This is a genomic window from Dokdonia sp., from assembly GCF_039945015.1.
In the GTDB taxonomy this organism is placed as follows: Bacteria; Bacteroidota; Bacteroidia; order Flavobacteriales; family Flavobacteriaceae; genus Dokdonia.
Genome location: NZ_JBDUXP010000021.1, coordinates 452526 through 476948 on the forward strand (window position 1 = coordinate 452526; position 24423 = coordinate 476948).

At 35.0% G+C, this 24423-nt stretch carries 18 protein-coding genes and 3 tRNA genes; 14 read left to right on the forward strand and 7 right to left on the reverse strand.

Going from position 1 to position 24423, the window contains the following annotated elements:
- Window positions 1–232: 232 nt before the first annotated feature.
- Entirely contained in the window at window positions 233–2572 is a 2340-nt protein-coding gene (locus ABJD27_RS18175) for a choice-of-anchor L domain-containing protein (protein WP_348164954.1), read from the forward strand.
- A 7-nt stretch (window positions 2573–2579) separates the two neighbouring features.
- Here ABJD27_RS18175 and ABJD27_RS18180 read toward each other — a convergent pair whose 3' ends face one another.
- From ABJD27_RS18180 to mscL, 3 genes are all read right to left on the reverse strand, one after another.
- Window positions 2580–4769 carry an acylase gene (locus ABJD27_RS18180; protein WP_348164957.1) on the reverse strand — a complete coding sequence of 730 codons (2190 nt, stop codon included), beginning with the start codon at window positions 4767–4769 and terminating at the stop codon, window positions 2580–2582.
- A 64-nt stretch (window positions 4770–4833) separates the two neighbouring features.
- Window positions 4834–5763 (reverse strand): LamG-like jellyroll fold domain-containing protein, encoded by a 930-nt coding sequence (locus tag ABJD27_RS18185; RefSeq protein ID WP_348164960.1) that lies wholly within the window; start codon window positions 5761–5763, stop codon window positions 4834–4836.
- 53 nt (window positions 5764–5816) lie between these two features.
- Window positions 5817–6272 (reverse strand): large conductance mechanosensitive channel protein MscL, encoded by a 456-nt coding sequence (gene mscL, locus ABJD27_RS18190; protein WP_348164963.1) that lies wholly within the window; start codon window positions 6270–6272, stop codon window positions 5817–5819.
- Window positions 6273–6529: 257 nt separating this feature from the next.
- Here mscL and ABJD27_RS18195 point away from each other — a divergent pair, with 257 nt between their 5' ends.
- The 4 genes from ABJD27_RS18195 (at window position 6530) to ABJD27_RS18210 (ending at window position 9991) form a co-directional block, all read left to right on the forward strand.
- Complete coding sequence (locus ABJD27_RS18195; RefSeq protein ID WP_348164966.1) at window positions 6530–6991, forward strand: hypothetical protein; 462 nt, start codon at window positions 6530–6532, stop codon at window positions 6989–6991.
- Window positions 6992–7138: 147 nt separating this feature from the next.
- On the forward strand, window positions 7139–7330 hold the full coding sequence (locus ABJD27_RS18200) for a hypothetical protein (RefSeq protein WP_348164969.1): 192 nt from the start codon (window positions 7139–7141) through the stop codon (window positions 7328–7330).
- A 166-nt stretch (window positions 7331–7496) separates the two neighbouring features.
- Window positions 7497–8987: a metallophosphoesterase gene (locus ABJD27_RS18205; protein WP_348164972.1), complete on the forward strand. Its 1491-nt coding sequence runs from the start codon at window positions 7497–7499 to the stop codon at window positions 8985–8987.
- Window positions 8988–9091: 104 nt separating this feature from the next.
- Window positions 9092–9991 (forward strand): EamA family transporter, encoded by a 900-nt coding sequence (locus ABJD27_RS18210; protein WP_348164975.1) that lies wholly within the window; start codon window positions 9092–9094, stop codon window positions 9989–9991.
- Between the two features lie 74 nt (window positions 9992–10065).
- On the opposite strand, the gene ABJD27_RS18215 is transcribed toward ABJD27_RS18210, so the two are convergent.
- Both ABJD27_RS18215 and ABJD27_RS18220 read right to left on the reverse strand, forming a co-directional pair.
- A complete protein-coding gene (locus ABJD27_RS18215; RefSeq protein ID WP_348164978.1) occupies window positions 10066–10527 on the reverse strand; it encodes a hypothetical protein in 462 nt (153 codons plus the stop codon).
- A gap of 63 nt (window positions 10528–10590) precedes the next feature.
- Window positions 10591–12141, reverse strand: coding sequence for a M20/M25/M40 family metallo-hydrolase (locus tag ABJD27_RS18220; RefSeq protein ID WP_348164980.1), 1551 nt, complete (start codon window positions 12139–12141; stop codon window positions 10591–10593).
- Between the two features lie 332 nt (window positions 12142–12473).
- On the opposite strand from ABJD27_RS18220, the gene ABJD27_RS18225 reads away from it, so the two are divergent.
- On the forward strand, window positions 12474–12929 hold the full coding sequence (locus ABJD27_RS18225; RefSeq protein WP_348164983.1) for a cold shock domain-containing protein: 456 nt from the start codon (window positions 12474–12476) through the stop codon (window positions 12927–12929).
- Between the two features lie 3 nt (window positions 12930–12932).
- Window positions 12933–13499: a hypothetical protein gene (locus ABJD27_RS18230; RefSeq protein WP_348164985.1), complete on the forward strand. Its 567-nt coding sequence runs from the start codon at window positions 12933–12935 to the stop codon at window positions 13497–13499.
- Between the two features lie 8 nt (window positions 13500–13507).
- Here ABJD27_RS18230 and ABJD27_RS18235 read toward each other — a convergent pair whose 3' ends face one another.
- On the reverse strand, window positions 13508–13717 hold the full coding sequence (locus tag ABJD27_RS18235) for a VF530 family protein (RefSeq protein WP_348164988.1): 210 nt from the start codon (window positions 13715–13717) through the stop codon (window positions 13508–13510).
- Window positions 13718–13804: 87 nt separating this feature from the next.
- On the opposite strand from ABJD27_RS18235, the gene pabB reads away from it, so the two are divergent.
- Both pabB and ettA read left to right on the forward strand, forming a co-directional pair.
- Window positions 13805–15106, forward strand: coding sequence for an aminodeoxychorismate synthase component I (pabB, locus tag ABJD27_RS18240; protein ID WP_348164991.1), 1302 nt, complete (start codon window positions 13805–13807; stop codon window positions 15104–15106).
- An 89-nt stretch (window positions 15107–15195) separates the two neighbouring features.
- Window positions 15196–16887 carry an energy-dependent translational throttle protein EttA gene (gene ettA / locus ABJD27_RS18245; protein WP_348164994.1) on the forward strand — a complete coding sequence of 564 codons (1692 nt, stop codon included), beginning with the start codon at window positions 15196–15198 and terminating at the stop codon, window positions 16885–16887.
- 83 nt (window positions 16888–16970) lie between these two features.
- Here ettA and ABJD27_RS18250 read toward each other — a convergent pair whose 3' ends face one another.
- Window positions 16971–19511, reverse strand: coding sequence for a T9SS type A sorting domain-containing protein (locus tag ABJD27_RS18250; protein WP_348164997.1), 2541 nt, complete (start codon window positions 19509–19511; stop codon window positions 16971–16973).
- A gap of 136 nt (window positions 19512–19647) precedes the next feature.
- Here ABJD27_RS18250 and ABJD27_RS18255 point away from each other — a divergent pair, with 136 nt between their 5' ends.
- The 5 genes from ABJD27_RS18255 to ABJD27_RS18275 all read left to right on the forward strand — a co-directional run.
- On the forward strand, window positions 19648–20370 hold the full coding sequence (locus ABJD27_RS18255; protein ID WP_348165000.1) for an HAD family hydrolase: 723 nt from the start codon (window positions 19648–19650) through the stop codon (window positions 20368–20370).
- 254 nt (window positions 20371–20624) lie between these two features.
- Window positions 20625–20713, forward strand: a tRNA-Ser gene (locus tag ABJD27_RS18260).
- 36 nt (window positions 20714–20749) lie between these two features.
- Window positions 20750–20824, forward strand: a tRNA-Pro gene (locus ABJD27_RS18265).
- Window positions 20825–20839: 15 nt separating this feature from the next.
- Window positions 20840–20913: transfer RNA gene (locus ABJD27_RS18270), tRNA-Arg, on the forward strand.
- 198 nt (window positions 20914–21111) lie between these two features.
- Window positions 21112–24423, forward strand: a 3312-nt coding sequence (locus ABJD27_RS18275; protein WP_348202082.1) for a choice-of-anchor L domain-containing protein, incomplete at its 3' end; no start/stop codon positions are given.

Here is a 24423-nt window from a genome sequence, read left to right on the forward strand (position 1 = left end):
ACCCTAAACGATTTATTTGAGATAAAGTTGATAACCTTTATAACGCTGGCATATATTTTCAATTAAGTAGATTATCAGATGTATTAGTTGTAGGAATCATAGGGAATTGTTTCTATTTCGCTTTCGCGAAAGCGTATAACATATGCAACTAATCTTTATTTTAACATTAAATATAAATTGAAGCATTATATCATACCATTGATTATGTATTTTTGCAAGGCTATTATAAAGAATGAAACACTTAATTTTATATTTCCTTTTTCTAACTCCTCTTTTTATCTACGGACAAAGTATCCAAGTAGATAGTCAGAGTTTTACTCCTCAAGAATTAATAGAAGATGTTCTTATTAATAGTAATTGTATTGATAATATTACAGTTACAAACGTTGTGGGTGGTGATTTTGGTGGGAATGACGAGAGTTACGGATATTTTGATGCTACAGGGACGACATTCCCTTTTGAAGAAGGAATCGTATTAAGTACGGGTAGATTACAAAACACTCAAGGCCCTAATACAAATCTAAGTGATGATGATGCACCTGGATGGATAGGAGATATAGATTTAGAAACGATCTTAAACGAACCCAATACCACAAATGCAACTATACTTGAGTTTGAGTTTACTTCTTCGGCATCAGAAGTAAGTTTTAGGTATATTTTTGCTTCAGAAGAATATCAAGAAGGGAACCCAAATACGTGTCAATTTTCAGATCTTTTTGGTTTTCTAATTCGCCCTTTAGGTGAGCAACAATATGAGAACATAGCAGTTGTTCCTGATACACAAACACCAGTAAAAGTAACGACAGTACATCCAGAAATACCTAATGGATGTCAAGCTCAAAACGAATTTTTCTTTGAGAGTTTTAATGGAGCAAATGTTCCTATAAACTTTAACGGACAAACAAAGGTGATCGAGGCAACTGCAGAAATTCTTCCAAATACGGTGTATCAGGTAAAACTTGTCATCGCCGATGAACAGAACTTTAGATTTGACTCTGCCGTGTTTTTAGAAGCTGGAAGTTTTCAACTTTCTACAGATTTAGGGCCTAATAGATTATTAAGCACAGGGAATGCACTTTGTGAGAACGATACGATCCTTCTAGATGCTACAGAGCTTACTGCAACCGATTATATGTGGTTTAGAGATCAAACGCTACTTGCTGGAGAAACAAATCCAACACTCATGGTGGATCAAGCTGGGTTGTATGAAGTCATCATTACTTTACAAAATGGATGTGAAGCTTTTGGAGAAGTCATCATTGAAGTAGGAGCGACGCCTACAGTTTTTGATGCTATACTGGAACAGTGTGATGTTAATCAAGATGGGATTGTACTATTTAATCTTTTTAATAGTACCGATGATGTCACTGGAAATGATACCTCTCTTATTATAACAGACTTTTTTACTACGATGTCTAATGCAATGCTTGATGTATCTCCAATAACCACAGCTTCTGCCTATCAGAGTTCTGGAGAAACGGTGTATGCTAGAGTAGAAAACCAAGCTGGATGTTTTAATATAGCCACTGTAACTATCTCTATTGTGACAACAGTGACTACATTACAGATAGATGCTGTAAGTACGTGTGATGATGATGACACTATAGATGGATTTTCTAGTTTTGATTTAAATAGTATCACTGCTTCTTTTAATAACCAATTAGCTACAGACGCTATTGTACAGTATTATGAATCGATGAATGACGCTCTTACGGAGACCAATAGTCTTCCATCTTCTTTTACAAATACGAGCGTGAATGCACAAACTCTTTTTGTAAGAGTCACTAGCAATACCAATTGTTATGCGATTGCCACTGTCGATCTAGAAGTCTTACGGACTCCAGAAGTAGGCGAAAACGAATCATTAATGTATTGTCTCAATGACTTTCCAAACACAATACAGATCGATAGTGATGTGCAAGGAAATACAAATGGGTTTAGTTATAGCTGGCAATTTAATGGCGCATCTATAGGAACAATAACCCCCTTTTTAAATATCAATGAGGTGGGAGTATATACTGTAACTGTAACCGCTTCGACAGGCTGTACTGCTACACGAAGTATTACAGTGCAACCCTCTAACATTGCGACAATAGATGAAGTCATTGTAACAGATGGCGTGCAAAATAATACGATTACGATAGCTGTTTCTGGCGAAGGAGATTATGATTATGCGCTTGATTCTATTTTTGGCCCTTTTGTAGAATTACCCGAGTTTACTAATGTAACACCAGGATTTCATACAGTATATGTACGCGATAGAAATGGATGTGGTATTGTAAGTGAGGAAGTTGCGGTTATAGGTTTTCCAAAATTCTTTACGCCAAATGGAGATGGAATCCATGATACTTGGAAGGTAGATGGCGCCAATAACACATTGAATCCCACAGAGCAGTTTATCATCTTTGATCGTTTCGGGAAAGTGTTATTTTCAAGACAACGTATGGATACTGGTTGGGATGGTGTTTATCAAGGCAACCTTCTACCATCAAACGGGTATTGGTATCTAGTTACCTTTACAGACGGACGTACCTTTAGAGGTCACTTCTCGTTAATACGAAGAGGAAGATAATGAGCTGTTACTCCTCTCCTGGATGATATGTTTTTTTAGCACGCTTTAATACATCCTCTTTATAGTAGGCTACTTCTTTAAATTGTGCATCTACATACGGTTGTATTTGATCATCAAAATGCGGAGAATCTGGATCACCACTTTGCCCTCCTGCAAGACTTGTTTTTGCTTTTACTTTATCACCAAACTCTACCACAGCTACAAAACTATTACCTCGAGTACCATACATTTTCTTTGTATTGTTGGTATAACGCTCCCCATAAGCAGCTAGCGCACCCCAACGACCAGAAGCAAGACCCACGGCTGTACTAGGTAAGTCATCATTAAATGGCTGTTTGATGTCACCATTAATACGTTGGAAACGATGAACTTCTCCCCATGCAATAAGCGCTGTTCCAAAATCACCCTCTAAACGGTCAATCACTTTTTGAAATATCGCTATACGTTCTTCTAGCGGAGATTCCTGACCAAAATAGGCGAGGAGTTGCATAGGTGTTAGGCTGTTTTTAGGACGTTTTCCTGTCTTAAGATATTCGGTACCATAATAATGAGCAAGTGTCATTGCCTTAGACTCTTTTGAGGTTCGATAATCCCAGTTTTTAAGTTCGTCTATAATAACCCCCATTTCTTTAGAGCCCTTGTTCTTATCATAAGCTTCTACAAGTCCAGGAATCAAAACGGCAAATCCAGGTAAATAAGAATCATACCCTAACTCTATAAGGCTATCTAGGGTATAGTTTTCTCCTTTCTTTAAAAGATCGATCGCGTGTACTCCTCTAAAATTCTCCCTATCTATAGACATATATCCTGGGTAATCTTCCTTTTTAGGACTGTATTCTAATGCGGCTGTGAATGGCGTCGAATTACAGTTTTGTAACCATCCGTTTTCAGGATTTAAAAGTTGGATAGCTTCATCTACAGTATGTAATCCTTGCCAATCAGTTTTTGGATTACTTCCATCTACTGGTTTTGTATAATCAAAGGATTCATCACGTTTTGGAATGTAATTTCCATGAAAGTATGCAATATTTCCTTCGGCATCTGCATACACGGTATTATTTGAAGAGTTGGTACGGATATCCATCATTTCTCTAAACCCTTTATACCCATCTTGTTTGCTACGAATATATGATTGCTCTAGGGCTTTTACTGGTTCCCACATAAGAGCAGAAGCCACCCATTTGCCATCTTTTATTTGAGTAATAGGACCGTGATGCGTACGATAGGCTGGAAGTATAACTTCCTTCATTACATCACCATCTTTATAGGGTATTGTCATATCGTATTGCATAACAGGCCTATGCTCATCTCCATATCGATACACTAATTTTCCATTTACATCTTTTTCTATCGTTTCTACAAATTCATCAATAACATCTGTATACGTAGAAGTATGCATCCATCCTGTTTTTTCATTAAAACCTTGATAGACAAAAAACTGCCCCCAAGTCACGGCGCCATATGCATTGAGCCCTTCTTCACTCACCACATGTACTTCACCTCTAAAATAAAACGAAGTATGAGGATTAATAAGTAATAATGGGTTTCCAGATTGTGTCAATGCTCCCGAAATGGCAATACCATTAGACCCTTGTGGTTCCTGCATTTCCTGTTCCCTTTGTATAGCAAGCTCTGTTTCTAGTGGAACTTCCATACCTGAGCCATACATTGCTTCTAGCTTTCTAGTAGAAACGCGTTCTATATCACCACCTATAGATCCTTCACTAAAATACATGGGCATCCAAGGTTCAAAATGAGTAAGTAGTCTAGGCGTCACTTCTGGATGCATTTTTAAGTAATAGTTAATACCATCGGCAAAAGCAATACAAAGTTTTTTAAGCCATTCAGGGCTACGTTCATAGTTTGCAATGGCTTCTTCTTGCGTCATAAATAAACGAGCTCGGACATCGCTATAAATAGCTTCTTTGCCATCAACCTCGGCAAGACGACCTGTTGCCCAAATATAGTTTTGCTCTACACGATTAAAATCATCTTCACTCTGAGCATATAGTAGCCCAAACACAGCATCTGCATCCGTTTTACCATAGATATGGGGTACTCCAAAATCATCTCTTATAATTGTCGTATTGGCTACGTGAGATTCCCAACGTTTTTGTTCTTCAGTCTTTTCAGGTTCTGTTTTACAGGAAACAATCGTTAGAAAAGTGAGACATAGAAAAGCATATTTTAATCGCATGGCGGTATGGTTTAATAATATTGATACTGTAGGAGTACGCTTTCGCGAAAGCGTACTTAGAAAATTAATCTAATAAATCGTGCACACCGTTTTCTAGTGTATATAAGGTCGTTATCTCTTCTTGTGACAAATGCTTATTATAGATGGATAGCTCATCCATAAGACCGATATATCCTAGCCCTAAATAAATATTTGATTTTTCTAAATCCCACGTAAACGGATCTTTAATCTCTTTTCTAATACCTTTTAATTCTCCATTCATATAGAAAGCTGCCTTCCCTTGATCTGTATTCAGATTTGTAAAATTAATTAGGATATGTGTCCACGTCCCTTTTGCAAATGGAGGATTTGACACAGGACGCAATTGTGCTATAAAATTAGGATTTTCATTATCAGGGCCTTCCGGTGTAGGATTCCAGCTATCGCGATCTCCTATAACACCTAATCTAAAATCTCGCGGATTTTCCTTGGTAAAATCTACCCATATCGCGGCATCATTGTAGCTTACATCTGTAATTTGAATAGGGTCGCAATACCCAGGATCAAGGTCTGTTGCAGGATCAAGACTTAACCAAAAAGAGATAGCGCCTCCCCAATTTTCTGTATTGTATACAATGTTATTCTTACTTGGATAGTATATATAACCTTTACTATCTTCTGTATATAGAAGTCCATCCCCATAACGACCTTCTCCTTTTGCTATGGAGACGCCAGGTTTATGTATTCCAACTTGAGCAGAATCTCTTGCTTTACGAGATGGGACAGAATATAACTGTGCATCACCTAGTGCAAAATCGGCATTGGGTCCTTTATCAAAGGAGGCATAGAGTGTAAGCGAACTTTTAAGCGCAGTTTCTGTTGGGTTTACGGTAGCTACAACTTCTGGTTTTTCAGTTTCTTTTTTAGTAGTATCTGTTTTGCAAGAAATACCTAAAAATAGAAGGGAAGTGCATAAAAATAGACAACGTGGAGTAATAAAATGTTTAGAAATCATGAGTTTTGTTTTACAAGTGCAATTTTTGATTTAAAAGTACAAAAATGAAGGCACTATTTCTCCTGTTTTTTAGAATTCATTAATTCGTTTTGTTGCTCTAATAAAGTACTGATTTTATTAAGAAGTTCTATGTCTTTTGGGGTTTTAACTTCCAGATCATCTGTGTCTTGCGCTCTGTTTTTTAACTTATTCATTAACTTGACAATGATGAAGACTGTGAATCCTATAATTAAAAAATCGACAGTTACTTCTATAAGTTTACCATAACTTATGGCAACACCAGATGTGGTAACAACGTCATTCTGAATAACCTCATCGCGTAAAATCCATTTTTTATCTTCAAAATTCACAGCATCGGTTAATAAAGAAAGTGGAGGGAGTAATACTTCTTTTACAAGGACGTCTATTACTTTATTAAATGCAGCACCTATAATCACACCGATGGCAATGTCCATCATATTTCCTTTTACAGCAAACTCTTTAAACTCTTTAAATAACTTTAATGGCATACTAATTTGTGTTTTAATGAATACTTTAAAAAGTAAACAAATCTACTATACATAGATGTATGTAAAGATCAATAATTTTATTTTTTCAAATAGAAATAGAACATCTTGAGTTACTACCATTCCAAACTACTTTATTTAGCTAAGATAAAAGTATAATTTGTCATTTTTTGGTAGACAAGAAGCATATCTTTACTTTCAACCTATCAAATAGGTGTATGCTCATTTGATTTGATATATTAATACAGATTTCTAGATAAATGAAAACATCCCTTTATGCGCTATTCTTTTTATGTGTACTAACTGTCACAGCTCAAGAAGATACTCGTTGGCAACTTGGAGAAAAGAATACAATACATTGGAGTATAGAGAATAACGTACTTCCACACTCAGATAATATAGAGATGGCGGGTACGAAAGTTGCAGGAATTGTATCCTATGCTGTAGACGCAAATCGTAATTTACGTATTGAGCGCCAACTATTTTACCCTCAATTACATCCTTTTATTAAAGAATCAGATCCAGACTGGTATGTTTTTAGAGCCTATCTTAAAGAAACCTACACAGATGACCTTGTGTTACCAAAATTTTATATTGGTGATCGTCAGTTTTCTCCAGGTGTTTTAAAGGAAGTGACTATCAATGGTATGATTACGTTTGATCACGAGGAGAGTAAAAGTGGTATTACGCTTTCGCGAAAGCTACACCTAGCTACATACTAACTCGCTAAAGGAATCATTGATTTTTTAGGAATGTTCTAATGCCATGTGATTATAGTAATAACTACATGTACGGTAAACACGTAACATATTGATTATCAATTATTTTAATTAACTTGAGAGTGATATTAACCATAAAATCAATGTATTATGTTAAAAACTATTTCAAGTTTAGGTGTCGTTTTAAGCACATCTGAATTACAAGCGACTACTGGAGGTTTAGGACCTTTTATACCTAACATATGTGGAGGTACAGGAGGAAGGATAACAAATTATACACAAGCGCAATGCAACTTTTTTGGGCACTCATGGGAATGGGGAGCATGTTATATTTGTTATTAAAAGAATCATATTCAAATTATAGATTTAGCGGACTTCGGTTCGCTTTTCTTTTACATATTTATTTTATACAATTTTAAAATAGAATTCTATTTCTTAAATCACGTATTTACACCTATAATTTTTTCTTTTAGATTATTGATATTTAGGGATCTAAAAATCAATACTTATGGACGCTACACTTTATGACGACCAACATGATGAAGTTTTTGAGGACCTTATCTCAAAATTAACAGGGGAACAAGGACAGAAAAGCTTAGCAAGCGGAACAAATATTTCTGATTTCTGGAACTATTTAAAAGAATGCGAAACTTTCTTTACAAGTGATAATTATAAAACAGGAACATATTCTCATAATATGGAGAACATGTTATCTCTTTATATGTTGAATTATAGTATTCCTAAAAAGTTAACAACAATATTACGAGATTTTGGACTACCTCAAAGTACTATTAAAGAGGGTAGCATAGAATCACACCCAATCTGGGACGGTTATGTCGCGGGTGACGGAACGTTATATGCTTTTGCTAAATATTGCCAATTGGACCCTATGTGGACTGTAGTCCTCGTATATTATGTATGGTATAAATACCTTCATCCTAAAGGGGTTCATGATTTTATAAAGCAACCATGTATTACAACATTTAATAGTAGTTCTCCTGATGGAGCAAGAGTAGCTATTATTGGGGATTGGGGTACAGGAACTTATAAAGACGGTCAGGTACATGAATGCCCCGCACAACTAGTTATTGATGGCATTATGGCTCTTGATAAAGTACCTGATTATATCATCCACTTAGGGGATGTGTATTATGCGGGGACAAGAAGAGAAGAACGTAAAAATCTTTTAGGTATGTTACCATCTCATTTTAATGGTAAGCTTTTCACAATGAATAGTAATCATGAGATGTATGATGGTGCCAATGGGTTGTATAAAGAAACGATTCATAATTCCAAATTTGAACTTCAAAAAGGAAGTACTTATTTTTCTTTAGAGATAGGAGATTGGGTTATTGTAGGACTGGATTCTGCTTTCTATGATGAAAGCTTTTTGTATATGGATGGTGCGATTTTTAATAAACATGGAGGTCAAGATCAAGTCCAATTTCTTCAAGACAAAGAACAAACTGCAAGAGCAGCAGGAAAGCAATTTATGGTATTGACACACCACAATCCAATAGAATATGATGGTTCAGCTTTAACAGATTCAAAATCTAATGAAGGATCATTATGGGAACAGGTAGTTGTTAATGCATTAGATGGACGTATTCCAGATGCTTGGTATTGGGGACATGTTCATAATGGGATAGTTTATGATATTCCTAAACTTAAAGAACAAGGTAAACTCCCTAAGATAACACTCAAAGAAGGTGAAAAACCAAAATTACGTTGTTGTGGTCACGCGTCTATGCCATATGGAGAGGGGACAGGGCTTTTTAATAAAGAAACAGGAAAAAATAATCCAGGGATCTCTTATTTTGGAGAAACTCCTATGAATCCACCTAATCCAACACTTTCACAACACCTTAGAGTATTAAATGGGTTTGCGGTTATTGACATAGGAGAAGGTACATTTACAGAAACTTTTTATGAAGTGTCAAATGAGTATCCAGGTGGTAGACCTAAACCAATATGGACTACACCTAAGAAACCTAGCTAATAATAGCTATATAAAAGAGGAAGGAAGTCAGTGTTTTTTATGTTGCTTTTATGATTTCTAGTATATAAGATATCAAAAGAATCTTGTTACCTTCGGCGACTGTTATGAGTAAACGTACCTACTTGATAGTCATTGCTTTTTTTTCCATATATATCTTTTGGGGATCAACCTACCTGTGGAATAAAATTGCAGTAACAGAGCTTCCTCCATTTATGCTAGCTTCTATGCGCTTTTCAAGCGCTGGGCTTATCATTTTTGTCATTGCTCGTAGTATCGGAATTTCTTTAAAAATTTCTAAAAAAGAGTTTTTAAACTGCTTACTAGCTGGCTTTCTCTTTTTGGGATATGGTAATGGTGTTTTTGTATGGGCACTTAAGTATGTAGATAGTAGTTTTGGAGCATTACTAGCTTCTATACAACCACTTGTTATTCTTGCTTTAATGCGTTTATGGCATCGTAAAGCCATTAAAGTAAAATCTATGATTGGTATTGCTTTAGGAATGATAGGGATGTACTTATTGGTGAGTCAAAACGGACTACAAACTCAAGAAGGAAGTACGCTAGGTATTATCATGATTTTTACATGTATTTTAAGTTGGAGTATAGGGAGTCTATTTGTAGCGCAGGCATCTATGCCTAAAAACTTTTTTATAACTACTGGATATCAAATGATTCTTGCGGGAATTATGCTCGCACTTGGAAGTCTTTTTATGGGAGAATCATGGATTCACCCAGTAGATTGGACTTTAAAAACACAACTATCTGTACTTGCCTTGATTCTTTTTGGAAGTATTGCAGCATTCACCTCTTTTAATTATTTATTAAAAGAAGTTTCTACCGAGAAAGTATCTACTTCTGCTTATGTAAACCCTATAGTAGCGATTCTATTAGGCTGGTATTTCTTAGATGAAGTTATTACTGTACAGACGTCTATAGCTGCAGTGATCCTCCTTGCTGGAGTATACTTTATTAATAGCGCTAAGAAAGGGAAGAAGTATACGTAGTACATAAAAAAAGATGCACTTTATAAAAAGTACATCTTTTTGTTTAAAATACGTTATAGAATGTTTTTCTTCTCTCAGTTTTTGGTGAAATCTTCAATGTTAGTATTTGGTGATTTCAATTTCACTAAATTTTTAAATTCTAATATTGAAGAATTCATACCTGATATATAGAAGTTAATAGTTTCATATACACCTATTTCATTTTCAAAGTCTATTTCATATTGATAAATTTGTGATCCTAAGATTTTCATATCATTAAATATTGATTTTACTCTTTTGATATCTTCTAAGGCTATGTTTCGTTCACTATTTTTATTTTTTAAAAGGAAGTGCTTTTCATTAAAAAATAAACGATAAGACTCAGTATAACGTTTGTGAATCCATATACTACAAACAATCAATATTCCAAATAGTACAATGTATTTGGGTATATTTTGGTCCATCAAAACTATAAATACAATTAAAATTATCAAAAAACTTATAATAACCGGAATTGTAATTTTTAATTCAGGATTATATTTAGAAAGTGTTTTCATTTTAATTTGTTATCATATTTAATTTTTTAAGTATACGCTTTCGCGAAAGCGTATAAAATATAGTTAATCCAATCCTCCTTTACGATTAGGACTTCTTGGGGTTGGCCATTCACGTGGTTCTCCTGTTCTTGAATCTACTGGAAGTACACTCTTGACTCTAGATGTTTTTTCAGGATCTTCACTTGCCATATAGGTAAGTATTGCGGTCAGAATTACATTGTTACGTACATCATCAAAAATGATTTTATCGTATGTGTCACGATTGGTATGCCAGGTATAATTCCAATAAGACCAATTTAAAGAGCTTAAGCTAAATCCTGGTGCTCCAGCAGCTTGAAAAGAGGCATAATCAGATCCGCCTCTTGCAGGTGTTCCTGGAAATGTTGTTTCTATATGTTGTGTGATTTCATCTGGCACAGCATTAAGCCATCTAGAAAGGTAATCATATGAATACAAAAATCCACCTCCAGACAAACGTACGACACGACCTGTACCATTATCTTGATTAAATGATGCTTGTACACCAGCTACGATCTCTGGGTGATCTTCTACAAAAGCTCTAGATCCGTTAAGTCCTTGCTCTTCACTTCCCCAGTGACCTACAAGTATGGTTCTTTTTGGGTTTGGATAGAACTTCTTTAAAATACGCATTGCCTCCATCATAACTAGCGTTCCAGTACCATTATCTGTTGCTCCAGTACCACCATCCCAAGAATCAAAATGTGCAGAGAGAATGACATATTCATCTGGTTTTTCTGTTCCTTTAATTTCGGCAATGGTATTAAACGTAGGGACTTTGCCTAGTTCTTTAGATTGTGCAACAATATTAATTTGTGGTTTTTGGCCAGAATTTACAAGTCTATATAACATCCCGTAATCTTCTAGTTCAAGATCAACAGTAGGGATGTTTTCTGTACGTGCACTAAATATTTTATTAACACCAAAACCTCTAGACCAGTTAGATGTTACAATACCTACCGCACCAGCTTTTTCTAATACTGCAGGAAGTGTACGTGAATTCTGTCCAGCTGTTTTTAAGTTTTCTCGCCAAGCTTTGTTCTGTGCATCACGAGCTTCTTTCATTTTGGTAAATGATTCATCTGTAGCAAACTCTTCCCAGTTATAATCAGGACGGCCTGTAGGTTGTAGCATAGAGATTAAGACTATTTTCCCTTGTACATTTGGAAGCCATTTTTTAAAATCTGCTTCATCTTTGACATTTGTAGGTAAAACAATAAGTTCTGCGGTTACACCTTCTTTAGAAGTCCCTGGATTCCATGCAAGTTGTGTTCCTCTAAGACTTTGAATACGTGGGTGTATCATATCTATATGTGTAATACCACGTTCCCATCCACGCCATTCTCCCCATTTCTCATTACGTGCAGGAATTCCCCAATCGTTATATTTTGCAACAGCCCATTCATTTGCGTGTTGCATTTGTGGAGTTCCAACTAATCTTGGACCTATCAAGTCTGTAAGTTCATGCCCTAAAACTTCTAACATAGAGTTTTCATTAGCTTCTTTTATCATTCCCTCTATAACAGGATCTGTTTTTTGAGCAAAGAGGATACTAGTACTAATACATAAAATAAGTAGTAATAATTTTGTTTTCATAGTGATATGAGTGTGTTGGTTTATAGTGATTCAAATGAAAGCATTGAAAATACAAGAATTCTTTGACTATCTAAAAATTGATATCATAAATATGGCTTATTAAAATCATTTTTTTGAATAAGAACTTATTTTTTATTTTTTTTTGGAAAATATGGGTGATATGTTAATAGAATTCCTATATTAAAAGGGATAATAGCAAATGTAATCTGTATCTTTGTTTTAAAAGGATGTTTTGGGCTTGTTCTATACTACTAGTACGATACCAAGAAAAGTAATATACTTCATTCTTTTGATAATAGATACTCTAACTTCTAATCTTATTAATGTAAATAATGGCAAAATCGCAACAAACCTTTAACAAACTAGAAAAAGAAAAAAAGCGTTTAAAAAAACGTGAAGAAAAGCAAAAAAAGAAAATAGCTCGTAAAGCTGAAGCTAAAGAAAAAGGTGGCGGAATTCAATTTGCCTATGTTGATCATTTTGGTAATCTTACAGATACGCCTCCAGATCCAAATGATAAAATCGAAGTAGATGTAGAAGATATCGTTTTAGGGATTCCTAAAAAAGAGGATAGAGATGAAGAAAAATTTGATCCTATTCGTAAAGGAAAAGTATCTTTCTTTGATTCTTCAAAAGGTTTTGGATTTATAATTGATTCTCAAAATCAAGAAAAATATTTTTGTCACGTAAGTGGTCTTATAGATACCATTGTTGAGAATGATTCTGTTTCTTTTGAACTAGAAAAAGGTATGAAAGGAATGAATGCAGTTCGAGTGAAGAAAGAGTAGGGTATGAAATATATCCTTTTACTTCTTTTTTTAAGCTGTAATGTATTTGTTGCCACTGCTCAAAACGCTACAGAAGTAGATCAGTTTTGGGCTTCGTTACAATCTTTATGTAATACATCGTATCAAGGAACTTTAGAATTACCAGAGAATGATCCTCAATTTGCAGGTAAATCATTAGTTATGCACGTGCGATCTTGTAGTGATACAGAGATTAAAATTCCATTCTTTGTAGGGGATGACCGTTCTCGTACATGGGTACTCACAAAAAAGGAAGGGCGTATTACCTTAAAACATGATCATCGTCATAAAGATGGTAGTGAAGATGAAATTACGATGTATGGAGGGACGACTACAAACAGTGGGCAATCTTCATTACAAGTATTTCCAGCAGATCCACATACACAATCTATCATTCCTGCAGCTTCTAGTAATGTATGGTGGATTACTGTAGATAAAACAAAATTCACATATAACTTAAGACGATTAGGTACCGAACGTATTTTTACCGTTTCATTTGATTTATCTACCCCTATAAAAAACCCTGAAGCTCCGTGGGGATGGAAAGAATAAATGTTCTTTTAGATAGATTGTAGATATAATTGTTCTACTTTTTGCCTAGCCCAAGGTGTCTTACGTAAAAACTTTAAGCTAGATTTTATAGACGGATCTTTTTTAAAACAATTGATATTTATTTGATAACTCAGTTCTTCAAAACCGTATTTAGTCACAAGAAACTCTAAAATATCAACTAGTTTTATACCATGAAGAGGGTTATTGGGTTGTGACATAATAATTTATTTCTAGTGTTTTTATAGCACAAAAATAAGTCTTCAAAATCAATTCATAAGCCTTTCAGTATTTCTTATTTTTACAGCGTGAATCGTACAGCACAAATTTATACTATACAAGATATCTCAAAGGTTAAAAGTCAACTTTTACAATGGTCTCAGCAATTTGAAGAAGTTGTATGGCTTGATAGTAATGAGTATATAGATCAGAATTATAAAAGTTACGACGCTATCCTTGCCGTAGAGGCTTTTACGAGCATTAAGACATCCTATGCTGGCGCTTTTGATAGATTAGAGGAATATCAGCAAACGACAAAAGATTGGATTTTTGGATATCTATCTTACGATTTAAAAAATGATGTAGAACGACTCTCAAGTGCAAATGATGATAAGGTATTATTTCCAGATCTTTATTTTTTTCAACCTAAGAAACTTTTCCTGTTAAAAGGCAATACAATAGAAGTTCACTATTTACCTATGGTTGATGATGAATTTGAAGATGATTGGAATGCTATTTCAAATACGTTACTAGAACAACCCTTACCCAAAGAAGATACATCACTTCATATTAAATTAAAAATTCATAAGGAAGCATATAAGGAGAAGGTACGAACGATGCTTTATCATATTCAGAAGGGGGATATTTATGAAGCCAATTTCTGTCAGGAATTTTTTGCATATGGCACTATTGATCCTTTACAAACATATACCCAACTCAATACCATAAGTACACCACCATTTGCTACGTTCCTAAGAATGGAAAATCACTTCTTATTATCTGCAACTCCAGAACGTTATCTTAAAAAAGAAGGTGATAAAATTATAAGTTCCCCTATAAAAGGAACTGCTGCACGCGGAGAAATGGAGGAGGAGGATATTGCTTTCGCGAAAGCGTTATCAGAAGACTCCAAAGAGCGATCAGAAAATATTATGATAGTAGATCTTGTGCGTAATGATCTATCTCGTACTGCAAAAAAAGGAAGTGTTCAAGTTGAAGAATTATGTAAAATATACCCTTTTAAACAAGTACATCAAATGATCTCTACCATTACAGCAGAAATAGGTGTAGGGATTTCACCAGTAGATGTTATACGATCTACATTTCCTATGGGAAGCATGACAGGCGCTCCAAAAATAAGTGCGATGAAAATTATAGAAGAACTTGAAGAAACCAAAAGAGGGCTTTATAGTGGGGCAGTAGGATACTTTACACCACAGGGTGATTTTGACTTTAATGTTATTATACGAAGTATTCTTTATAATGCAGAAGATCAGTATATTTCATATTCTGTAGGTGGAGCAATTACTGCAAAATCAAATCCAGAGAAGGAATATGCAGAGTGTTTACTTAAAGCAAAAGCAATGCGTGAAGTTCTTGAACAAAAATAGCGTTAGGATTTTGTAAATTAGCAAATCCAAGTAAAAGATAAATAATCAACTAAAATAAAATTTTTGTGAAAGCAAAAATATAACAAACTATGAGTGACGATAAAAAAATAATATTCTCAATGACTGGTGTCTCAAAGACATTTCCAGGCGCACAAACACCCGTATTAAAGAAGATATACTTAAGCTTTTTCTATGGAGCAAAAATTGGAATCTTAGGATTAAATGGTTCTGGTAAGTCTACTTTAATGAAGATTATTGCAGGATTAGATACTAATTTTCAAGGAGAAGTAACCTCTGATAAAGAATTTACCACAGGATATCTAGAACAAGAACCTAAGCTTGATCCAGAAAAAACAGTACTAGAGATTGTAAAAGAAGGTGCTGCAGAAACTGTAGCTATACTTGATGAATACAACAGTATAAACGATCAGTTTGGTCTTGAAGAGGTTTATAGTGATGCAGATAAGATGGAAAAGTTGATGGCTCGTCAAGCTACTTTACAAGATGAAATTGATGCTCGTGGTGCATGGGAGTTAGATACAAAACTAGAAATTGCTATGGATGCTTTACGTACACCTCCCGGCGATCAAAAAGTAGGTATCCTTTCTGGAGGGGAAAAACGCCGTGTAGCCTTATGTAGACTATTATTACAGGAACCAGATGTGCTATTATTGGATGAACCTACTAACCATTTGGATGCAGAGTCTGTACATTGGTTAGAGCATCACTTAGCACAATACAAAGGGACTGTTATAGCTGTAACACACGATCGTTATTTCTTAGATAATGTCGCAGGTTGGATTCTAGAGCTAGATAGAGGAGAAGGAATTCCTTGGAAAGGGAATTACTCTTCTTGGTTAGATCAAAAATCAAAACGTATGGCTCAAGAAAGTAAGACAGCTTCTAAACGTCAAAAAACATTAGAACGTGAGCTAGATTGGGTACGTCAAGGAGCAAAAGGTCGTCAGACAAAGCAAAAAGCGCGTTTGAAGAACTATGATAAGTTGATGAGCCAAGATCAAAAACAAATAGATGAGAAGCTTGAAATATACATTCCTAACGGACCTCGTTTAGGAACCAATGTTATTGAAGCAACTGGTGTGAGTAAAGCTTTTGGTGATAAATTACTATATGAAGATTTGAATTTTAATCTTCCTCAAGCTGGTATTGTTGGAATTATAGGGCCAAACGGTGCTGGTAAAACAACGATCTTTAAAATGATTATGGGGGAGGAAGCTTCTGATAAAGGAACCTTTACTGTAGGTGATAGTGCAAAAATCGCATATGTAGATCAAAGCCACAGTAATATAGATCCTGAAAAAACAATCTGGCAGAACTTTTCTGATGAACAAGACTTGGTGTTAATGGGAGGAAAGGAAGTAAATTCTAGAGCATATCTAAGCCGTTTTAATTTTAGCGGAAGCGAACAAAATAAAAAAGTGGCGACACTATCTGGAGGAGAACGTAACCGTTTGCACCTTGCAATGACACTCAAAGAAGAAGGTAATGTATTACTTTTAGATGAGCCAACTAACGATCTTGACGTCAATACGTTAAGAGCTTTAGAAGAAGGATTGGAAAACTTTGCTGGATGTGCTGTGGTAATTAGTCATGACCGTTGGTTCTTAGATCGTATTTGTACACATATTCTTGCTTTTGAAGGAGATAGTCAAGTCTATTTCTTCGAAGGAAGTTTTTCAGATTATGAAGAGAATAAGAAAAAACGTCTTGGAGGAGATTTAATGCCTAAACGTATCAAGTATAAGAAACTTGTGAGATAATATTTTCATATTAACATAAAAGAAAAAAGGCTCAAGAATATAATTCTTGAGCCTTTTTTAAATACTAATTTCTCTTTTTCATTTTAGTTTATAATAAGCTTCTTGCTTATAGTTTTATCTTGACTTTTTACGTGCAATAAGTAAATTCCTGAAGAAAGGTTGTCTCTATTGTAAAAAGTATTTTGTGCAGTTTCAAGGTTTCCTTCAAATAAGGTTTTTACTTTCTTGCCAGTAACATCATATAATGTGATAGACCCAGATCCATTAAGTGTATGCTGTATGGTAAACTGATCTGTAGTTGGGTTAGGAAACACACGAGCATTTGTAGTTGTAGCATTAATTTCTTCTACGCTTAATACAAGAGCACTTAGATCAATCTGATGTATAGATCTTCCAAAAGTACCTGCATATAATGTTTGCGTTGGCTCATGATATTTTAAATCTCTAATAATCGTAGGAGGGAGGTCATTTCCTAAAATATCCCAAGTCGTCCCATCATCTTCAGAATACCAAACATTCATATCGGTTGCAAGAACAAGTAAATCTCCACCTGCACTTGGTACAATGATAATATCATTTGCAGGAATGTTAGGTAGGTTTGAAGAAATATCATTCCACGTTTGTCCTCCATCTATAGTTTTAAAAACATGCGGCGTGTAATCCAAATTACTAAAACCAGAAAGTGTAGTATATAACGTTTGATCATCTTCAGGACTTATAGCAAGTGATGTGATGTACCTATCAGGAAGTCCATTACTTATGTTTTCCCAAGTGGTTCCTCCGTCAAAAGTAACATTTACATTTCCGTCATCACTTCCTGTGTATACTGTGTTTAGATTTAAATAAGATGCTGCAATGGCTGTTAAAGTTCCAAAACTTAAAGAGCCACTTGGATGTAATCCATCTGTTAAGTCGTCACTTATTGCATTCCAATTAACCGCTCTATTCGTAGACTGATACAACTTATTACTTCCATAGTAAACGATTTGGGAATCAAAAGGAGATAAGATGACAGGAGTGTTCCAGTTGTTTCTATCTGCAGGATCAATTCCATTTAATGCAGAAGAAAAATTAAACCCTCCATTTGTAGAGCGTGCTAAATTCCCAAACTGAGATTCGGCATATGCAAAGTTATTATCTACCGGATCTACATTTACATGAAAACCATCGCCTCCCCATATAGAAAACCAATTACTGTTATCTGGTGTAATACGAATCGTATTATTATCTTGAGTCCCTCCAAATACATTTCCAGGCTCTATAAAATCAACTTCGATATTATAAAACTGAGTAATAGGAAGATTTACAAACTTTGTCCAAGTAACCCCTCTATCTTCAGAGATATAAGCTCCTCCATCATTTCCTGCCAAAATAAAATTTGAATCTGTACGAGAAAAATCCATCGCATGATGATCTACATGCATTCCGTTTACAGATTGCCAATTGGCACCACCATTTTGAGTTTTAAAGAGTAGTTGTCCTAATAAAAATAGTTCATCCTCATCTGCAGGATGTACTCTTATATTTCCGAAATACCATCCAAATGAAGCATCAACCCCATTTACAGAGTTATTTGACACTAATGTCCAAGAGTTACCACTGTCAGACGATCTGTAAACTCCATCAAATGTATTTGTAATTTCATTTGTTGTATAACGTGCATATACAGTATTTGGATCAGATTCAGAAATAGCGAGCCCTATCCTTCCTGTTTGGTCATCAGATATGGGTAATCCGTTTGTGAGTATTTCCCAAGTATCACCACCATCTACAGATCGATGCACAGCAGAAGTTACACCAGCATAATCACGTTGATATGGTTTACGAGTACGTTCCCACATCGCTGCAAAAATCGTATCTGTATTGATTGGATTTATAACAACATCGATTGCTGCGGTAGAGTCAGTTACAAATAAAACTTGTTCCCAATCATTTCCACCAGTAGTGGTTCTATAAATACCACGTTCATCGTTTTTACCGTATAAAATACCAGTAGCAGCTACAAAAACGCGATCTGGATCTTGAGGGTCTACAACAATTCTCGCAATATGATTACTGTCTTCAAGTCCTGAGGCTGTCCAAGAATCTCCTCCATCATCAGACTTATATATTCCATTTCCAAAAAAAGCACCCGAAGTAGCACTTCCGTTTGCTTCTCCTGTACCCGCATATATACGTTGCGCATTAGAAGGGGCAATGGCAATATTTCCTATAGAAGGAACAGCAATATCATCAAATATAGGTTCCCAATTTAATCCCTTATCATAAGTTCTAAAAATACCACCTACAGCGGTTGAAACATATAAATGATCATTATTATCTGGAGAGATGGCAGCATCTGTAATACGTCCACCTGTATTTAAAGGTCCTAAGAATGACCAATCACTCTCCTGCGGAGCACGCGTACTCATGATGTCTTTAAATTGTGATCGAGCTTCGTTTATTGCTGTCTTGTTTATGACATTATCTGGATAGGCACGCTGATTGTACATCCACTCATTGGGGTATTCAGGTCGCGTCTTTTCTTCGCTAAGGTCATTTGTCCTATCCTGAATGAATATGATTGAAAAAGTGATAACAATAGCACTTAAAATTAATAAAGTACCCTTCTTGATGTTATTCATATTTGATATCTTTAGTCTGTGAGTGAGCATTCTTTATAATTATAACAACCTAAATACGTAAAACCCTACTTATTACTGTATAATAAAGACGCTATTTTATTTAAAAGGTTGCTTTCCTATGTAAAAATAGTTTTATTTGAATAAATCATCTAATGTAAATAAAATGACCTACGACCACATTAAAAGTATAGCATTTGACGCCGATGATACACTTTGGGTAAATGAAACTTTTTTTAGAGATGCCGAAGATCAGTTTTGTGCGTTATTACACGAGTATATCTCTTATGAAGAATGTCAAAAACGTCTTTTCGAAATGGAAATGCGTAACTTACCTATGTATGGGTATGGAATAAAGCCTTTTACACTTTCTCTTATAGAAGCCGCTATTGAGATTACAAATAATAACGTTTCTATCGCAACTATAACAAAAATTATAGAATTAGGTAAAATGATGCTAGGTGCTCCTGTACAATTGCTAGATGGAATAGAAGAGGTGTTGAGTACGCTTTCGCGAAAGCGTAAACTCGTGGTAGCAACTAAGGGAGATTTATTAGATCAGGAACGAAAGCTTGAAAAATCTGGATTAGCTCGTTATTTTCATCATATAGAAGTAATGTCTGATAAACAACCTAAAAATTATGAAAAACTTGTACATCATTTAGATCTAGAACCTCAAGAATTCTTAATGGTAGGGAATTCTTTAAAATCAGATATTGTCCCTGTATTGGAGATAGGAGGGAATGCATTTCATATCCCATTTCATACAACTTGGTTACACGAAGAAGTAGCCGATAAAATTGAACATGTAAATTTTAAAGAACTATCAAAGGCTTCAGAGTTAATTAATATATTAAAATAGGAGGAAAGGACTAGATTAAAGAAGTGTTTTGCTATAGACTAATGCTTTTTGAATCCAACGTTGTAGATGCTCTTCTGTCTATCAAACTTAATTAAAAATTGATAGTAAATGGTGAGTAATTAGGTAAATATGAAAGGAATATTAAATTATTTAAAAAAGTATGAATTTATCGCATATAAAATTTTGTTTTATATGTGATGATGATGTACATTTGCATCCGCTTTAGAAAAGCAAGTTCTTTTAAAATAGAATACGGAGAGGTGCCTGAGTGGCCGAAAGGAGCGGTTTGCTAAATCGTCGTAGGTGGAAACACTTACCCAGGGTTCGAATCCCTGTCTCTCCGCTTTTTTTTAAATTTATTAATTTAGATAACCTATTTCGGGGTGTAGCGTAGCCCGGTTATCGCGCCGCGTTTGGGACGCGGAGGTCGCAGGTTCGAATCCTGCCACCCCGACTATTATAGAGTTAAGGGCTCTTAGCTCAGCTGGATAGAGCACCTCCCTTCTAAGGAGGCGGTCATAGGTTCGAATCCTATAGGGCTCACTTAAAATCCTCACCATTGGTGAGGATTTTTTGCTTTATACCATTTTAAATCTTACTTCATAAAAATTAAATAATCAACATTTTCAGTAGGATTTTAAGGACTAAAGTTGTTATACCTATAGATACACCTACATTTTTCGGACTAATAATAATAAAATTGGTACTTTTACCGTTATACTTTTTTTTCAAAAAAATCCTATGAGATCAAAACTACTATTGTTTATAGCTTTTATAATTTTTACTGAAATTCAAGCGCAAATCACAGTTGATGATACTTTTGTAACAGCAGCAGATGTTGAAACTTTAGTTTCGGATGTATTGATTGGAGGTTCAGGAAATTGTGCACAGGTAACCAATGTTTCTAAGTTTACAGGAATAGATAATGGAGCACCTACGTTTAATGGAATTGGATCTTTTGATAGAAATGGATCAGACTTTCCTTTTGATGGTGGAGTTGTATTAACATCAGGATCGATAAATGATGTGCCAGGACCTAATGTAAATGGAGTACCTACAGGAGGAGGCTGGGGTGGTGATGCCGATTTAGAAGCAAATACAACAGCGACAAATACAAATGATGCCTCGTTTATTCAATTTGACTTTACACCTTTTGTAGATGAGCTGAGTTTTAACTTTATTATGGCATCAGAAGAGTATGATCAAAATTTTGAGTGTACTTTTTCTGATGCATTTGCATTTATATTAACAGATCTTACTACTGGTGTTGTTCAAAACCTTGCTGTTTTACCAGGTACCACAATTCCAATAGAAGTAACAAATATTCACCCAGATGTTCCAGGGCAGTGTCCAGCGATTAATGAAATCTTTTTTGATCGTTATAATTTTGCTCCTTTTAATGATGCGACTATGTCTGCTACAGATTTTAATGGACAAATAGTTCCTTTAGCTGCAGTATCGCCAGTAACTTCTGGAAATCCATATAGAATAAAACTCGTTGTAGCTGATGAAACGGATTCTGCATTAAATGTAGCTGTATTTATTGAAGCTGGTAGTTTTAACTTAGGTGTAGATTTAGGAGATGATTTAACTATTGCAGGAAATTCAAATGCTTGTGCCGGAGACATCATTACTCTAGATGCTTCTATGGGAGGTGTTACTATAGGTACAACCTTTCAATGGCAAGTATTTAATATTGCAACAGGAGTTTTTGAAGATATTGTAGGAGAAACCTCTTCAACATTAGATGTTACCGTTAGTGGAGAATATCAAGTATTGGTTGATTCTGGTGCAGGATGTATTGGAATGGATTCGATTATTGTTGAATTTGCTTCAGCTGTTGCTACAGCACCTATTGATCAAATATTATGTGACGACGCATCTAATGATGGTTTTGAAGTTTTTGATTTAGATGGACTTGTTCCTTTTATTATAGGAACACAACCTCCATTAGAAGTTGTTGTTTCTTTTCATTTATCTCAAGCTGACGCTGACACTAACACAGCTCCATTGGCTACAGCAGGAGGTTACAACTCTGTAACTGATGAGATTTTTATTCGTGTAGAGAGTGCTTTTGATAGTGATTGTTTTGATACAGCATCATTTATGGTTATTGTAAATACACGACCAGCACCAGTAGATCCTGGTCAATTTATTATTTGTGATAATACCGCCGATGGAAGTGATGTTAATGGTTTTACTGATTTTGATTTATCAACATTAAACGGAACTATTTTTGGAACACAAGATCCAACACTCTTTACATTAACATACCATATCAATGCAAATGATGCATTACTAGATCAAAATGCATTACCACTTGTATTTACAAATACTGTTGCAGGAGGTCAAATAATTTTTGTTAGGTTAGAGAACGATGCTTTTACAGATTGTTTTACAGTAATACCTATAGAATTAGTAGTAGCTCCACTACCAGTTATTATCGACCCATTACCATTATTAACACAATGTGATGATAATACAGATGGTTTTTCTGTGTTTAATCTATTACAAGCTGGCTCATTAATATCTGCAGATGCTGCTAATGAAACGTTTCAATTTTTTGATTCACTAGGAATTCTTATTGCAGATCCAATTGCATATACTAATGGTGTTGTTAATAATGAAACTATAGATGTTATTGTATCAACGGTTAATGGATGTACGCGTCCAGCTCAATTATTATTAGAAGTAGATACCTCTCAAATCCCTAGTAATTTTTTACTAGAGTTTACAGCTTGTGATACAGATAGTGATAATGTTTCTGTTTTTGATTTTAGTAGCGCTACAGCACAAGTTTTAGCATTATTTCCGGCAGGACAACTTCTTACAGTAACTTATTATGAAACACTTCAAGAAGCACAAAGTGAAGTTGGTGCTATTCCAGATATTTCAAATTATACAAATGATATAGCACTTACAGATGTTAACGGTGTGCAAGGAATATATGTTCGTGTAGACGGTGATACCGCAAATGATTGTATTGGTTTAGGGATACACGTACAACTTACAGTACTTCCTAATCCTATGTTAAATACAGATGTTACTGATTTTGTAGAATGTAGTGATGATGGGGTATTTGGAATTTTTGATTTAACCTCAAAAGATATTGAAATTACTGGAGGAAATCCTGATTATGCCGTAAGCTATTATGCATCTCTAGCAGATTACCTAGCGGTTCCACCTATTCCAATTCCTAATCCAACGATATACCCTAATGCTGTTGCACCTCCTCAAACTATTTATTATAGTGCTGTAAATACAGTTACTGGTTGTATAACCTTTGATGATGCAAATCTATCTTTCCAATTATTTGTCAATGAAAACCCAACAACTGTTACTCCTACAGATTTATTAGTTTGTGATTTGGATGGTTTAGATGATGGATTTACTTTAATGGATTTAACGGTTAAAAATGCAGAGATCACAGGAGGATTTGATCCTGATGTATCCATAAGTTATCACTTAACATTAGCAGGAGCCAATGGTGATGATGCCTCTATTCCAGATCCAACTATGTTTACAAATACGATCAATCCACAGATTGTATTTGCTAGAGTAACCAATAATACAACGTTTTGTTTTTCTACAGAGCCTTTACGAATAGAAGTATTCCCAATACCGGTTCCAGTGATTCCAGCAGACTTTGAAGTATGTGATGATGATAATGACGGTGTTTTTGATTTCTTTGTTTTATCTGATGTAGATGCAGAGATTACAGGCGGTATGGCAGGTCTTACGGTAGTGTATTATCTTACTCAGGCCGATGCGATGAATGCACCAGTAGGCTTAGAGATCGACAATGCAATGTATATCAACAACGATCCATTTTTCCAGACCATATATGCACGAGTGTTTAATGCTGCAGGTTGTTTTGCCGTAGTTCCATTAAACTTAGTGATTTTAAACACGCCAATGCCAAATCTGGATCCAGATCCATATGAGTTATGTGATGATGATGCCGATGGGATTATGGTTTTTGATTTAACGACTCAAGAATCTCAAATACTAGATGGATTAGATCCAGCAATATTTACCATAACCTGGTTTGTA